The sequence below is a fragment of the Methanoculleus sp. UBA374 genome (assembly GCA_002508705.1).
GTDB lineage: Archaea > Halobacteriota > Methanomicrobia > Methanomicrobiales > Methanoculleaceae > Methanoculleus > Methanoculleus palmolei.
In genome coordinates, this window is sequence record DAYL01000033.1 from 169,809 (window position 1) to 183,707 (window position 13,899).

The following is a 13,899-nucleotide window of genomic DNA, read 5'->3' on the forward strand; positions in this document are numbered from 1 at the left end:
AATTCGCTCACCGGCAGAGCGGCTGGAGTTTCTCGATCAGACGCTCCACCTGCAGGACCGCCGTCCCGATATACGCGTCCGGGTCGAGGAGCCGGTCAAGGTCCTCGCGGGTGACGAATTCCGTGACCCCCGGCCGCTCGCTGAGCACCGCGGCAAGGTCCCGGCCTTCGGCAAGGGCCTGCATGCTCGCCGTCCGCATCATCTCGTGGGCCTCCTGCCGGTTCATGCCCCTTCTGGTGAGGTCGATCATCACCGACTCTGCGAGGTTCACCCCCCGGAGCAGCATCAGGTTCTTCCGGATGTTCTCCCTGTTGAACTCGAGCCCTTCCATCACGCCGATCATCACCTTCAGGATGTGGTCGGTCAGCACCGAAGCCTCGGGGAAGATCACCCGCTCCGGCGAGGAGTTCGTCAGGTCGCGCTCGTCCCAGAGGACGTTGTTCAACAGCGCCGGCTCCACCGCGGACCGGACGATCCGGGCAAGACCGCAGACCTGCTCGCTCTTTATCGGGTTTCGCTTGTGGGGCATGGTGCTTGAGCCCACCTGCTTCTTCCCGAACGCCTCCGCGAGCTCCCCGATCTCCGAGCGCTGCATCAGCCGGACCTCAACTCCGATCTTATCGAGCGTTGTTGCAACGTTCGCGAGGAGCATGAAGTACTCTGCGTAGCGGTCCCGCGAGACGATCTGGTTTGAGACGTCCACCGGGTGGATCCCGAGGAACTCCATCATCGTTGCCTGGATCTCGATGCCCGATCTCCCGAGCGCCGCCTGGGTCCCCACCGCCCCCGTGAGCTGCCCGACGACGAGGCGGGGGCGCATCTGGCGGAGCCGCTCGATGTGGCGGGCGACCTCGCTTGCCCAGATCGCGAACCGGAGCCCGTAGGTTGTCGGAACGCCGATCTGCCCGTGGGTGCGTCCGGCGCAGACGAGGGTCTTCGTCTCGGCGCTCCGGGCAAGAAGCACGGAGAGGAGGCCGCTCAGTTTCTCCTCGATGAGCGCGAGACTGTCCTGGAGTTGCAGGGCCGTCGCCGTATCCAGGATATCGTTCGAGGTCGCGCCGTAATGTATCCATCGCCCGGCATCGCCGCAGACCTCGGTGACTGCCTTGACGATTGCCATCATATCGTGGTTGATCTCGGCCTCGATCTCCTTTGCCCGCTCGAGACGTGCCTCCGGCGCGCGAACCGCGATCGCCTCTGCATCCTCGCGGGGGATCAACCCGTGCACCGCTTCGGCCCGGGCCAGCGCCACTTCGGCCGTGACGATGGCCCGGAACCGGTTATCCTCGCTCCAGACGGCACGCATCTCCGGGGTGCCGTAGCGGTAATCGATGGGATGGATTGCCATAACTGGTACCTGTTTGCCTTACCGTGTTAAATAGGGGTCGTGGCTACGATCCGTCACTTCCTCCGCCGCGCACACTCCTCGATGAGCCACCCGGCGAGGTCCCGCACCGCGGCCCGCGCCGGGCTCTCCTCCGGTATCCCGACGATCGGCGCTCCCGCGAGGTCCGCCTCCCCGATAGCCGGGTCCTCCGGGATCCGGGCGATGAGCGGGATATCGCTCGTTGTGGCGACATCGTCCCGGTCCCGGTTGACGACGAGAAAGATCCGGTCCCGCGGGAGCCCGAGCGATTCCGCGAGGTCCCGGATGCGGCCGGCGGTCCGCATCCCCCGTGCCCCGGGGTCACTTACGATCAGGAGGACCTCCGGGCTCTTGATCGTCCCCCGGCTGATATGCTCCATCCCGGCCTCGGAGTCCACGATGACGAGCCGGTAACTCCGCTCGATCGTCTCGATGCACTCGGTGAGAAGGGCGTTCGGGAAGCAGTAGCACCCCGACCCCTCGGGGCGCCCCATGGCGAGGAGGTCGTATCCCTCAGCCTCCGTGAGCACCCGGCGGAACCGGTACTTGATGTAGCCCGTCCGGTCCATTCCCGGCGGGATGTTTTTGGTGAATGCCTCCTCCCGCATGCTCCCGAGCGTCTCCGTGACCGTGACCCCGAGGGCCTCGTGAAGGTTTGCGTTCGGGTCGGCGTCCACCGCGAGGACCGGCCGCTCGCCGTCCGCAATCAGCGCCTGAATCAAAAGCGACGTGATCGTCGTCTTCCCCGTCCCGCCTTTCCCGGAGATGACGACGGTACAGGGCCGGATCATGGTTCTTCACTCCGGACAGCACGTATTCCGGAGGCGCCGTAGCGGTAATCGATAGCATGGATTGTCATAATGAGTACCACTTTACCCGACCCCGTTAATAAAAGTGGGCGTGGCTGCAGTTGGGTCATCCGCGCCGGGGTGCCCCTCCGCCGCCGCACGCCCGGCAGCAGAGCCTCGTGATGGCTCTCATCCGGGGACAACAGCGTCGGGCCGGAGCCCGGGTCACGGCCCCTCGCCCCGGAGGCGGCGGGAGAGCGAGGCGGTCGCCGCCATGATTGCGACGGCCTCCTCCTCGTTAGCGTTCCGGATACCGCAGGTCGGCGTGATCAGGGACTGGCGGTCGAAGAGGTCGGGGTCGATCGTCTCCGTCGCCCGGGTGCGGATCTCCTGGAACCGGGAGAAGAACGCATCGGGCTTTTCCGCTGCAAAGATGGAGTATTCTGCGGGGACGACCCCCCAGGCCACCACGCCTCCCGCCTCCATGTAGCGGGCGACGTCGTCGGCGTAGAGCAGGAACTCCCGGGCGTAGGTCCAGGCGTCGATCGAGACCACGGCAGGTTCAAGTCCGAGGATGAACGCCCAGTCGGTGTTGGCGCAGCAGTGGATGCCGAGCCCCCCGTCGAGGAGCCCGGCGATATCCTCATAGGCGGATGCCGCGACGCCGGCATCCACCGGGACGACCGCTGAGCCGAGCGACGCGAGGTAGGGATCGCTCAGAACCACCAGGGTCGCGCGTGCGCCCATCCGCTCCCGCATCGCCCCCTCGCACCACCGGGCCCGCAGCCCCAGGAGTTTCCCGAGCAGGTCGGCGTACTCCGGGTCGTAGAGGATGGGCCGGCGGGTCTCGTCCACCACCTGCATCCCGAAGGTCACCGGGCCGGTCACCTGACACTTGACGAGGAGGGCGTCGGAGAGGTCGCGGCCCATCATCGCATGAAACCCCGACCCGTAGGCCTCGCCGACCCGGTAGGGGTCCGCGTTCTGTTCGAGGTAGTCGAGCAGGATCCGCTCCATCGCTTCCGAGGGATCGATGCTCCGGTCGACCACGAGCCTGCCGTCCCGGACCACCCCGCCGGGGAGGTACTCGGCGTCGGCAAAGACGATCGCCTCGAGGAGCCCCCGGGTCGGCAGGGTGGGGACGTAGGGAACCTCGGGAAAGGCCGCGAGCACCGCCCGGCACGCCTCGTCGGGGTCGCGGTGGGGGAGCGCTCCCACCCCGGTCGCGCGGAGCCCGGGGGACGGAATCATGCCTGCCACGACCTCACCCCCTGCTTCGCCCGACACGCCTCGAGCATCTGCTGCACGTGCGGGAAGAGAGTAAAGTCGGTGTGCGGCAAGAAGCAACTCGACGTATATCGGTCCATGAAGGACGGTTCGGCGTTCAGCTCGATGTAGGTGATCCTCCGGGCGATCGCGTCGAGTTCCTTCCGTCGCTTGCGGTTGATCAGGGCGATGTTCGCGCCGGTGATCGCTCCGTTCCCGATGTTTTCCACGCGGTCCAGGGGCATCTCGGGTATCAGCCCGACGGTGATGGCGTTCTCCTTGTTGAGGTAGTTCCCGAACGCCCCCGCAAAGCAGACCCTGCCGATGTCCCCGGGCTCAAGGCCCGCCGCGTCGAGGAGCGTCATACAGGCCCCGTGGATCGCCGCCTTGCTCATGATAAGGTTCCTGATGTCGTTCTCGGTCATGACGATATCCTTCCCAACTGACGTCTCCTTCTTCCAGGCCACCACGTACTCCGGGTAATACTGTCCCTTCCTGACCCGGGGATGGCTGATATCCAGATTGATCCGTCCCGTCCGGTCGATGACGCAGGTGCGGAGCAGTTCCGCGAGCAGGTCGATAAGGCCCGACCCGCAGATCCCCCGCGGCCGTACGCCGTTGATCGTCGAGCAGGTCGGCGTGAGCGTCTCGGCGTCGATCGCGACCCGCTCGATTGCACCGGGGTTTGCCCGCATGCCGAAGAGCACCTCCCCTCCCTCCAGAGCTGGCCCGGCCGCGCCCGCACAGGAGAGCATCCAGTCGCTGTTGCCGAGCACCGCCTCGAAGTTCGTGCCGATATCCACCATGAGCGTCGCCTCCTCGCGGTCCGTCATTCCGGTTGCCAGGATATCGGCAATGATGTCGCCGCCGATGAAGTTCGAGACCGCCGGGAAGGTGTAGACCTCGGCGTTCCGGTGGGCCGCAATCCCGATCTGCCCGGCGCCCGTCGAGAGCATCCGCCGCACGACCGGGATGTAGGGCTCGGTGATCATGTAGGCGGGGTCGATCCCGAGGAAGAGATGGGTCATCACCGTGTTTCCGGCGACCATCACCTCGAAGATCTCCTCGCGGTCGATCCCTGCCGTGTCGGCGGCGGTCGTCAGGGCCTCGTTGATACTCTCCGTCGCAAGTTGTTGCAGTTGGGATAGGCCGCTCTTCCGGGAGAAGTTCACCCGCGAGAGGATATCCTCGCCGCAGGAGATCTGCCGGTTGTAGTTGGAGGCCGTGGCGAGTATCCGGCCGTCGGTCAGGCTCCAGAGGTAGGCCACGACCGTGGTGGTCCCGAGGTCCACCGCCGCCCCGTAGAGCCTTTCGGAGGTGTCGCCTCCGTCCACGCTGCTCAGGCGGTAGCCGACGGGCGCCAGGGCGACCGTGGCGGTCGCGTTCCACTCGTTCCGGCGGAGCACCAGCGGGAGAAAGCAGAGGACGTCGAGCGGCGCGTAGATACTGGTCGGGGGCGGCCCGCCCTGTTTCTCGATCCCCTCCAGCACGCGGGTGAGGTCGGGAGTCGTGTCGTCCAGGGACGGCGGCTCGAGGCGGACCACGTACTTCCGGACGGCGGGGTTGAACGGAATTCCCTCCTGGCCCGGGACCTCTACCAGGATCTTCTGCTCCTGGATGAGCGACTCGGCCGGGACATTCACCAGGACGTCGCCGACAACGGTCGCCTGGCAGGCAAGGCACGCCCCGCGGGCGATCTCGTCGTCCGAGAAGAACCTGCGATATTTATCGCGGTCGAACGTTGCCGTGCCTTCTTTGATGAAGACGAGACACTTCCCGCATTTTCCCTGCCCGCCGCAGACCACGTTCATGGAGAGACCGGCCGCCCGCGCCGCGTCGAGGATGGTCGTTCCCCCCGGCACGGTCACCTTTCGGTAGCCCGGGAGAAACGTAACGGTCGGCATCAGGTTTTCCACTCCGCTTCGAGGTATCCGGGGAGATCGGCCCCGTCCCGGGGACCGACCAGCACCTTCCACCCGGTTGCGTCCTCGATCTTCCCGGAGAGGGGGGCGGCGTAGCCGGGGATGACCAGCAGACGGTGGTCCACCAGGTCTCCGACATTGAACTCCTTGAGCGATTCGGCGACGAGGGTCTCCGTCAGTTTCCCGCCGGCGACGGCCGTAAGGACCGAGAGCCCTTCGGTGTCTGCTATGAAGAGGTAACTGGGTATCCCGGACGCCTCGAGGTAGCCGAGCAGCGTGAAGTAGGTGAGCGAGAAGTTCACCGTGAGGAGGATCGGGGCGCTCGGCCCGGGATCGTTGATCGGGTAGATTCCCGGCGTCACCTGGATGGGTTTCTGCGGGTCGGTGTAGATGTTCTGCCGCAGGGTGAGCGCCGCTTCCCGGGAAGCATGGGCAAGCGGGGGGGCGACGATGATCCCTGCGTACTTCAGGATGCCCGCCGCGAGGGCCGCGTCGGTCTCGTTGAGCGGCACGGTGTCGAGGTAGATGGGGTAGCCGAGCCCGGGCTCGGTCCGCCCGATGGCGGCTCTCCGGATCTCCGTCGCGGTCGCGATGAAACCGGAAAGCGACTGCGGGACGGGATCAAGCAGGAGGTCCGGAGCCCCGGCGTCCGCGCATTTCCCGGCGAGTACGGCGAGGTTCGGGAGGTTGGGGGTCCGCACGGTGAGGGGGCACCCGTAGCGCTTCGCGAGTGCGGCGAGTTCCTCCCAGTTCTCTTCTGTTGCGGCGTGGATCAGCGGCCGGTAGTTTCCGGCGACTGCGAGGGCCGCCTCAAAGGACGCGGGGTTGTCGGCGATCAGCACGAGAGGGAGGCTGCTCCCGCCCCCGGCAAGCGTCACGGTCGCGGCGAACCGGTCGGGAAGGCCGCTCTCGTTTCTTACCGCAATCCCGTTGAGGACGAGGTCCTGCCCCACCCGCTGGACGACCGTGTCCCTGACCTCCTCCACGACAGAACGCACCTTCTCCTCAGGCCAGGCATCGGAGACCTGCACCATGATCCCCGGCGGATGATAGAAGGTCTTCTCGTGCCGAAAGAGGACGAACTCTTCTCCGACCGGAACCGACCGTTCCCCCACGCCGACCTGCACGAGCCGGACCGGCGGCCGGGTCACCCCGCCGAGCAGGGTTTTCGTCTCGGGGTCGAGGTCCGGACAGGCTTCGATCTCCGCCTTCCCCGTGGCGAGTTTCATGGCAAAGGCAAGGCATGTAGGGTAGCCGCACTTCTTGCAGTTCGTCTTCGGAAGATGTTTGTAGATGTCGAGTGCTTTCATTGCCATGGAGTTCACACCCCGAGTGCCGTCTTGAGTTTCCCCACGGTCAGGGGATGGCGGACGCAGACGATCGACGCGCCGGCCACGATGGCGGAGTAGGCGGTGTAGAACTCCCATGCGACCGCCATCGCATCCTCTTCCTCCGGCGGGGCTTCCCGCACCTCGCGGACCGAGAGGGTGTCGGTGGAGGCGCAGATCATCGGCATCGCGAGGTCCGCGTCCCCGGAGAGGGCGGCGAGACGTATCCGCTCCATCACCGAGTAGGAGTACTCGAACCCGTAGCCGAGCGCCCCCGTGAATGGGTCGATCACGATCCTGTCCTGCGGCACGCCCATCTCCTGGAGGAGGATGTTCAACTGCTTGGCAAGGTTGATGTCGATGGGCGACTGGGCGATCACCGCATGACCGTATGCCAGCGCCGCTGCGGCGACGCTCCGGTAGCGGTCGGCTTCCGCGGTTCCGAGGAGGAGCCGTTCGCCCTCTCCCGCCTCTCCGCAGCGGCGGAAGACCTCGCTGTCGAGGTTCGGCTCGTTGCTCCCCTCGATGATCAGGGGCCGGGTCGTCGCCGCAAGCACCCGCTCCGTCGTCGCGGCGATCTCGGAAAATGCATCGAATCCACGCTGTTTTGTGCTGGTCAAGTTCAGCCGTACGAGATCCGCGCCGTAGGTGCGCTCCGCGGCCCGTGCCCACTCATCCGGGTTGTTCGCGAGGTCGCCCACATAGTCGCGGACCACCTGCGGCCAGAACCGGGGGTCGTCGCAGACTTCGAGCGCCACGAGGAACCTGCCCGGTTCTTCCCGGGAGAACGGCAGACCCCGTTCGCCTCCGATCACATAGGAGACCTCCCGGGTCCCTCCTTCAGCCCGCGTGGCGCCGAGACGCACCTCCCGGATCGCCGATCCGGGTTCATTGCTGTCTATCACGCGTCATTCCCTCCTAGATCAGCGACTTCATCGTGAGCGCGGGATGATCGACGCGTTCGAGGAATGCGACCAGGTCCTCGATTGTCGGTGCCGAGACCTCGTCTGCGATCTTCTCAAAGAGGTCCGTCATCCCCTGCCCGGCGAGTTTCTCCCGCAGCCGGTCTTCGAGTTCTTCTTTCAGGGAGGACGGCATCCAGACCACCCGCGTAATACCGTTCTCGGCCTGGAGGAACCGGTCGCTCAGGATGTAATTCTTCGATATGCCGATGAACCCCGGCGTCTGCGCACCTCCGCCAATCGTCCCGGCGAGCGTCGAAAAGGTCATTCCGAGCGGCGTATCCCCCGTATAGTCCCGGTTGACGATGAGAATTCCGTTCACCTCCGGGACGACGGCCGCGATGCATTCGAAGCATCCGCAGGCGGTCATCGGGTTCTCGACCATGCTGTAGAGGGAGATCCGGTCGACCTCGCCGTGGGACGCTTTCTTGACGAATCGGTTCACCCCCGCAAACTCCCCGTAGACGGCATCGACCACCTCTCCTTTCTCGACCGGCTGGTTCGCCCCGGCGGGAGTGATCTCGTAGGCGATCCGGGCGTCGAGCCAGGTGATCGCCCCGCAAAGCGCCGGCCGCTCCGGGGTGATGACGCAGACGTGGTTCGGTGCGAACGTCTGGCAGAGGGTGCAGGAGTAGAAGGTCCCAACATCCTCGTCCTTCATGCCGGCGATCCGCTCGTCCCGCGCTGCATAGGTCTCGCGTGCCTCCACGAGCATCTCCGTGACCTTTTGTTCGTCGGTGACCAGCGTCACCTGGACCGCATCGATGTGATCCGGGAACTCCATCCTGAATTTGTGGGCGAGCAGCGTCCCGAGGTCCCGGATCTTGACGCCTTTTGCCACCGCCTCTTTCGAGAGCCGCACCCAGATGAGGTCCCGCTGCGCAACGTGCCAGGACCCCTCGCCGTAGTTGATGAAGTTATGGATCCGCCGCTCAAGCACCGGCTCGTAGTCCTTCTTCATCCTCGCGCCGGCGACGTCCACCAGGATCGCGAGCGGGAGGGCGGTGCCTTCCGGAACGTCGTCCACGTCGGGCCCGACGACGGTGACCGCATCGTCCTCGACCTCCTCCTTGGGCCGCATCCGGAGGAGCTCGAAGGCGGGGGTCCTGCTGCCGCCGAACTCCACGTACATCTCCTCCTTGCGGATGCTCTTCCCCTCGAACGCGGGCGAGCAGGCCATGGGGATCGGGATCGCCGTGACCGTGACCCGGATCCCGCGGAGGTCCATCCCGGTCCGGACCGCATCGGCGGGAGCGACCGGTACCCATTCCCCTCCCCCGTAGCCATCGCCGGCCGCGAGGATCGGTATCCCGAGTATCCTCAGGGCATCGACAAACGCAACCTCTTCGTCGGTGAGGCCGGGGAACGCGATCACGAACGCCTTCGCCCGCTCCGCGGCGTATCTGAGCAGGGAGTGAACGTCTCCCGGCTGCACCCCGCCGAACATCATCGCGATTCGGGCGACGGCGTCGGCGAAATGGATGCCGCGGGCGCTGTGCGGTCCGAGCGGTACCAGACGGTAATCCAGCCCCAGGCGGACGCCGGCGCCGGAGAGCGCCTCCACGACCCCGCCGGCAAGGAAGGTGAGCAGAGACTTCTCCTGCATCTCCCGGCAGATCGCCGCTACAGCATCGGAGCTCTCCGGCGTCCCGACGAGGAGGCCGAGACCGGTGATACTCCCGTCGACCAGGGTGTAGCCGAGCCCACGGAGAACCGCGTCCGGGATGAACCCGGTGTAAGGGCTCGCGACACCGCTTTCGCCGGCCATCAGGCATTCGCAGGCGACGAGGAGGTTGTTGCCGGACTGTCCGTATGCTTCGCGTGCTCCGTCCGCATCACGCACGGCAATCCCGGTGACGGCGTAGGTCACGGGAAGGGCGTACGCCGTCTCGGCGTAGGCGAGCTTCCCGGCGAGTGCCTGCATCCTCGCGTCGAGATCGGTGCGGCCGCGTTCTATTGTCGCATCCAGAGAGTCCATGAGTCTGTTGTTCATGGTGCCTTCAGTTGAAGATGCTCTTTGCAGGGGTATAAAACATTGTTTCCTGACAGGTGGGAACAGCGCGATTCCCGGGTCTCTCCGACCTAAAGCCGCGCCTGCCGTGGCGGCGCCTCCCGGCTGGCCGCTGCAGGACACGGCCGGCCGGAATTTCCCATCGACTCCGAAAGATAATTACCGATTCTACCCAATTGTCTGTGTAGATCTCCTGCCGGATGCAAGTCCGGAAAACCTGTGGAGCAGCACCTATGAACGAGTACCAGGATAAGTTCAGCAGGATCATCGATCTCCTCAAAGACCATTCGCCGCGGGGTCTCTCTATATCTGCACTCGCCCGCGAACTCGGGATGAACCGGGCCACCGTCTCCAAGTATCTCGAGGTACTCCAGTCGAGCGGAGACGTGAGCATGCAGCGGTTCGGGAGATCGAAGTTATACACCCCGGCACCGCGGGTCCCGCTCTCGGAGCTCTTTGACCGCCTGGTAACGTCTCAGATTTTCTGTAATTTGCCTGAGCCCTGTCTCCTTGCTTGATCATTCCTTCTCCATCGTCAAATACCTTCTGCCGGTGACCCACTCCTCGTTGATGTCCATCAGGATAGATCCGACCAGCCGGAGGAGGGATTCCTCGTTCGGGAACGCTCCTACGACTTTGGTCCTTCGTTTTAGCTCCTTATTGACCCGTTCCATCAGGTTTGTGGTTCGGAGCCGTTTCCCGTGCTGTTTCGGGAATGCCGTGTAACTCATAAGCCCGGGGAGGAATCGTTCGATGGTATTGGCTGCTTTCCGGTACCCCCTGGCATTCAGGTCATCGGCGAGATCTTGAAGCCTTTGTTCACTTCCATAGGCCTCCTTCAGCCCCTCTACAACCTCCTTCTGATGTTTCCGGGGAATATTCCTCAAGACGGCTCGGGTACAATGAACCTGACACATCTGCCAGGATGCACCGAGGAAGGCGGCTTCAGCCGCCTTCTGGATGCCGGTATGCCCATCAGAGATGACCAGTTGAACCCCGGCAAGTCCTCGTTCTTTGAGGTCCTCGAAGAGTCCCGACCAGAATTCCTCATTCTCACAATCTGTGATTCTTGCGCCGAGGATCTCCCGGTAACCATCCTCGCGCACTCCGGCGACCACCAGGACCGCCTTGGTGACGTACCGTGCTCCGTCCCGGATTTTGTAGTAGGAAGCATCCACGAAGAGATACGAGATAGCCTGTTCGATCGGCCGCAGGAGGAATGCCTGCACCTGATCGTCGAGGTCCTTGGCCATCCGGGAGACCGAAGCCGGAGAGAGCTGATCGATCCCCAGATGACTGACGATCTCCTGGACTCTCCTCGTTGAGACGCCCTGGAGGTAGGATTCGACGATTGCATTCACCAGAGCCTTCTCCACCCGGGCATACCGTCCAAAGACCTGTGTCTCGAACGAGAACTCCCGAAACTGCGGTTTCCGGAGGATCGTCTCCCCGTATCGGGTCTTGAGGGATCGGTCCTTGTAACCGTTTCGATGCGCTTTCCGCGCATCGGTGCGTTCGTACTGGGCGGCTCCTGCCTGCTGGAGGGCCTCTGCGAGCATCACCTGGTTGAGGAATCCGGTGATGAGGTTCTTCATGCCGTTCTCCTGATCGGAAAGATAATCTTCGATTAACGCTAAGGGATCCATGGCCCTGTTTCTCCTTTGTCCAAATCTAGGTTGGATCCAGGGCCAATTCAATTTTACAGAACTTTCGTTACGCTACCACCGCCTCTCGAACGCGATCGTTATCCTGGACGCGGATCTCCATATTCTTATGGTGAATACGAGTTTCATCAAGACTCTCGGCATTCACCGCGAGAGAAACGTCATAGGCGTCCCTCTCTTCGACCTGAACCTCCGTATCTTCTCGGACCCGGCCATCATGCGGAATATCGAGAGGGTCTGGCAGTCCGGGACCTACCTCTCCGACATGCAGTATATCGAGGACAGCACGAATCACATATACCACATCGAGTTTGCCCCGACCGTCTCTCATGTGGGAAAGCCGGGGATCATGATCAGCCTGCAGGACATCACGGCCTGGAAGAACACCGAGACAGCACTGAAGAACTCGGAGAAGAAGATCCGGACGATCTTTGAGACTGTTCCCAGCGGGATCATTTTCTTTACGGCCGAGGGGGTCGTTCTCAACGCGAATCGTGCATCCCTGGATATTCTCGGCCTGAAGAAGATCCAGGAACTGGCGAATGGGAACATCTTCGAGATCGCCTGTTACAAGGGAAAGATCCTTGAGTTGATCCGGCAGGGAAAAGTCGCCGAGACGGAACTCGCCTGCGACTTCGACCGCCTGAAGCGGGACCAGGGGATTTCGAGCACCCGATCGGGCATCGTCTATTTCGATGTAGTCTTCACCCCGATCACTTCCGACGGCGGGGGAATCCCGAACGAGTTCGCCATACTCTTTAAGGATATCACAATCGAGCGGCTGGCGCGGAAGGAACTGGCCTTCAAAGAGATACGCTACCGTTCGTTCTTCGAGAACACCTGCAACGGCGTCCTGATCTACGAGCCGATCGACGGAGGAAACGAGTATATATTCAAGGATGTCAACCGGGCGACGGAGAAGATCCTGCAGATGCAGAAGACAGATCTGGTCGGGCGAAAGCTCTTCGAGGTCTTTCCCGACCTCCCCAACCCCGATGTCCGTGAGGCCTTGATCCGTGTCCTGGAGACCGAAAAACCCGAGTTCCTGCCTCCTCTCCAGTACCGGAAGGAGCATTCCTCTCCGTGGATCTGGCACTACATCTTCAAGTTGCCCTCCGGGGAGATAGCGTCTTTTATGATCGACATATCGGGCGCTGTCCGTGAGGAGGCTGAAGCGCCGCTCCGGGCGTGTGGTGCTCGTGTAGCGCGAGAGGGAAGCCTCTCTGAAATCGATATATAAATATATCTTTTGTTGTTGAACGTGACCCCTCTTTCACTTACACGATCCATGGCCTTGTTGCAGTATCGGCGGTATCCGTTGCCATTGTCCGGGTATTGTTGAACAATAAACGATACCTATATCCCGGGTCGATACAATTACTCTTTGTGGACGAAGAGTCCGCATACAACAGGATCGGAAGAGAGACCTTTGACGAGGTAGGATGGCTGTGATCCGCCACGGATAATCAGGACTGATGCGCGGACCCCAGTTACCTTACCGGTGCTCATGTTAGTGCTGGTAACGTATCAAGGTTCGGGTAGGCTTGCCTCTACATAGGGGACTCGACCGATCGTCAGGAGACCAGTACCATGAAAACACAGATGGGTTACTTTGCATCTATTGAGCAGTACCGCCCCATGGATGCGCTTGAACAGGCAGTCAGAGCAGAAAATGTCGGTTTCGATTCTATCTGGGTAGACGACCACTTCCACCCCTGGTATCACACCAATGCACAGACGGGGCAGGCCTGGGCCTGGATGGGTGCAGCACTCCAGGCCACCAAGAAGGCGTTCTTCTCGACGTGCATCACCTGCCCGATCATGCGGTACAACCCGGGAGTCGTCGCACAGACGTTCGCCACCCTCCGGCAGATGTACCCCGGTCGTGTGGGCATTGCCGTGGGCGCCGGCGAGGCGTTGAACGAGGTGCCGGTCACCGGCGAGTGGCCGAGCGTACCGGTGCGGCAGGACATGACCGTCGAGGCCGTCGAAGTGATGCAGAAACTCTGGGAGAGCAAGGAGCCCGTCTCCTTCAAGGGCAAGTATTACACCTTCGACAAGGCGTTTCTGTACACCAAGCCCGACGACAAGGTTCCGCTCTACTTCAGCGGAATGGGTCCGAAGGGAGCACAGCTGGCAGGGAAGCACGCCGACCACCTCATGACGGTGTCTGCGCCGCCCTCCGTGCTGAAGAATGTCACCATCCCGAACTTCGAGAAAGGCGCCCGCGAGGCCGGGAAGGACCCGAGCAAGATGGAGCACGCCATGCTCGTCTGGTACTCGGTCGACGCCGACTATGACAAAGCCATTGAGGCACTGCGCTTCTGGGCCGGCTGCCTGGTTCCCGCCATGTTCAAATACAAGGTCTCCGATGCAAAGGAGGTCGAACTCCATGCAAACCTTGTCGGACATGACATGATGAAGGACAACTTCATGGTCGCAACCGACGCCGAAGGGATGATCAAGGAGATCGAGCGGTTCAAGGCGGCAGGCATCACCCACTTCTGCCTCGGGAACTCCAGCCCGGACGTGAACGCCGGCATCGATATCTTCAAAGAGGTCATCCCCGCCGTCAAGGATTGAACCGGGCTT

11 protein-coding genes are annotated in these 13,899 nt (G+C 62.9%); 3 read left to right on the forward strand and 8 right to left on the reverse strand.

What is annotated here, in order from left to right; translation table 11 throughout:
• Nucleotides 1–7 precede the first annotated feature (7 nt).
• From purB to acsB, 7 genes are all read right to left on the reverse strand, one after another.
• The gene (gene purB, locus BRA42_RS12390) at nucleotides 8–1,348 is read right to left on the reverse strand and encodes an adenylosuccinate lyase (RefSeq protein ID WP_292405932.1); all 1,341 of its coding nucleotides are present in this window, start codon (nucleotides 1,346–1,348) and stop codon (nucleotides 8–10) included.
• A gap of 53 nt (nucleotides 1,349–1,401) precedes the next feature.
• Complete coding sequence (locus BRA42_RS12395; protein WP_292405929.1) at nucleotides 1,402–2,157, reverse strand: AAA family ATPase; 756 nt, start codon at nucleotides 2,155–2,157, stop codon at nucleotides 1,402–1,404.
• 222 nt (nucleotides 2,158–2,379) lie between these two features.
• Nucleotides 2,380–3,405 carry a hypothetical protein gene (locus BRA42_RS12400; RefSeq protein WP_292405971.1) on the reverse strand — a complete coding sequence of 342 codons (1,026 nt, stop codon included), beginning with the start codon at nucleotides 3,403–3,405 and terminating at the stop codon, nucleotides 2,380–2,382.
• Nucleotides 3,402–5,324 (reverse strand): ASKHA domain-containing protein, encoded by a 1,923-nt coding sequence (locus BRA42_RS12405; RefSeq protein WP_292405926.1) that lies wholly within the window; start codon nucleotides 5,322–5,324, stop codon nucleotides 3,402–3,404. The genes BRA42_RS12400 and BRA42_RS12405 overlap by 4 nt, the downstream gene beginning before the upstream one ends.
• Nucleotides 5,324–6,658 (reverse strand): acetyl-CoA decarbonylase/synthase complex subunit gamma, encoded by a 1,335-nt coding sequence (gene acsC, locus BRA42_RS12410; protein ID WP_292405924.1) that lies wholly within the window; start codon nucleotides 6,656–6,658, stop codon nucleotides 5,324–5,326. Before acsC ends, BRA42_RS12405 begins: the two co-directional genes overlap by 1 nt.
• 5 nt (nucleotides 6,659–6,663) lie before the next feature.
• Nucleotides 6,664–7,575 carry an acetyl-CoA decarbonylase/synthase complex subunit delta gene (locus tag BRA42_RS12415; protein WP_292405921.1) on the reverse strand — a complete coding sequence of 304 codons (912 nt, stop codon included), beginning with the start codon at nucleotides 7,573–7,575 and terminating at the stop codon, nucleotides 6,664–6,666.
• A gap of 13 nt (nucleotides 7,576–7,588) precedes the next feature.
• Entirely contained in the window at nucleotides 7,589–9,610 is a 2,022-nt protein-coding gene (gene acsB, locus BRA42_RS12420) for an acetyl-CoA decarbonylase/synthase complex subunit alpha/beta (RefSeq protein WP_342772154.1), read from the reverse strand.
• Nucleotides 9,611–9,876: 266 nt separating this feature from the next.
• On the opposite strand from acsB, the gene BRA42_RS12425 reads away from it, so the two are divergent.
• The gene (locus tag BRA42_RS12425) at nucleotides 9,877–10,161 is read left to right on the forward strand and encodes a winged helix-turn-helix domain-containing protein (protein WP_342772155.1); all 285 of its coding nucleotides are present in this window, start codon (nucleotides 9,877–9,879) and stop codon (nucleotides 10,159–10,161) included.
• Here the strand turns inward: BRA42_RS12425 and BRA42_RS12430 are convergent, their stop codons facing one another.
• Nucleotides 10,162–11,289, reverse strand: a complete 1,128-nt coding sequence (locus BRA42_RS12430) for an IS256 family transposase (protein ID WP_342772156.1) — start codon at nucleotides 11,287–11,289, stop codon at nucleotides 10,162–10,164.
• On the opposite strand from BRA42_RS12430, the gene BRA42_RS12435 reads away from it, so the two are divergent.
• Both BRA42_RS12435 and BRA42_RS12440 read left to right on the forward strand, forming a co-directional pair.
• A complete protein-coding gene (locus BRA42_RS12435; RefSeq protein WP_342772157.1) occupies nucleotides 11,288–12,547 on the forward strand; it encodes a PAS domain-containing protein in 1,260 nt (419 codons plus the stop codon). The genes BRA42_RS12430 and BRA42_RS12435 overlap by 2 nt on opposite strands.
• A gap of 350 nt (nucleotides 12,548–12,897) precedes the next feature.
• Nucleotides 12,898–13,890: a TIGR03557 family F420-dependent LLM class oxidoreductase gene (locus BRA42_RS12440; protein WP_342772158.1), complete on the forward strand. Its 993-nt coding sequence runs from the start codon at nucleotides 12,898–12,900 to the stop codon at nucleotides 13,888–13,890.
• Nucleotides 13,891–13,899: the final 9 nt, after the last annotated feature.

What these genes read in the sequence shown, in the direction of transcription:
- BRA42_RS12435 (WP_342772157.1), top strand. Translation starts at nt 11,288, where the DNA reads ATGGCCCTGTTTCTCCTTTGTCCAAATCTAGGTTGGATCCAGGGCCAA.
- BRA42_RS12395 (WP_292405929.1), bottom strand. Translation starts at nt 2,157, where the DNA reads ATGATCCGGCCCTGTACCGTCGTCATCTCCGGGAAAGGCGGGACGGGG.
- acsC (WP_292405924.1), bottom strand. Translation starts at nt 6,658, where the DNA reads ATGGCAATGAAAGCACTCGACATCTACAAACATCTTCCGAAGACGAAC.
- purB (WP_292405932.1), bottom strand. Translation starts at nt 1,348, where the DNA reads ATGGCAATCCATCCCATCGATTACCGCTACGGCACCCCGGAGATGCGT.
- acsB (WP_342772154.1), bottom strand. Translation starts at nt 9,610, where the DNA reads ATGGACTCTCTGGATGCGACAATAGAACGCGGCCGCACCGATCTCGAC.
- BRA42_RS12440 (WP_342772158.1), top strand. Translation starts at nt 12,898, where the DNA reads ATGAAAACACAGATGGGTTACTTTGCATCTATTGAGCAGTACCGCCCC.
- BRA42_RS12405 (WP_292405926.1), bottom strand. Translation starts at nt 5,324, where the DNA reads ATGCCGACCGTTACGTTTCTCCCGGGCTACCGAAAGGTGACCGTGCCG.
- BRA42_RS12400 (WP_292405971.1), bottom strand. Translation starts at nt 3,405, where the DNA reads ATGATTCCGTCCCCCGGGCTCCGCGCGACCGGGGTGGGAGCGCTCCCC.
- BRA42_RS12425 (WP_342772155.1), top strand. Translation starts at nt 9,877, where the DNA reads ATGAACGAGTACCAGGATAAGTTCAGCAGGATCATCGATCTCCTCAAA.
- BRA42_RS12430 (WP_342772156.1), bottom strand. Translation starts at nt 11,289, where the DNA reads ATGGATCCCTTAGCGTTAATCGAAGATTATCTTTCCGATCAGGAGAAC.